Genomic DNA, 415 nt, shown 5'->3' with positions numbered 1-415 from the left:
GTGTTCTGCTGGTCCTTGCGCACCGCGTCGACCTCGGCCCGGTCCAGGACCCGCACGCCGGGGACGGTGCGGACGGCGGCGTCCAGCGCGGCGCGGGGGCTGTCGGCGGCCACCAGGACCTGCGCGGCCAGCGGGTTGTCGACGTGCGCGGCGACCAGGTCGCGGGACATCGTCAGGTCGCCGAAGCCGAGGCCGCGTTCGTAGACGGCCGCGACGGTGAGCGGGACCTTCGTGCCGTCGCCGAGGGTGACCACCAGCGGGTCGCCGGGGTGGACGTGCTTGAGGCGCTGGACCTCCTTGCTGACCGCGACGGTGGTGTCGGACAGGTCGGCGAGCCGGCCTTCGGTGGTCTTCAGGTCGAGGAGCCGGTCGATGCCCGCGGCGGTGACGCCTTGGGCGGGGAACTTGTCCGCGC

Annotated in this window: 1 protein-coding gene; it reads right to left on the bottom strand. The window is 74.2% G+C overall.

The annotated features are described in order from the left end of the window. Positions 1–415, bottom strand: a 415-nt coding sequence (locus AC1DSF_RS31020) for a hypothetical protein (RefSeq protein ID WP_478184147.1), incomplete at both ends; no start/stop codon positions are given.

This window comes from Variovorax sp. 01N429 (assembly GCF_056399425.1).
The sequence above is the reverse complement of the archived record's forward strand: the minus strand, read 5'-3'. Positions and strand labels throughout refer to the sequence as shown.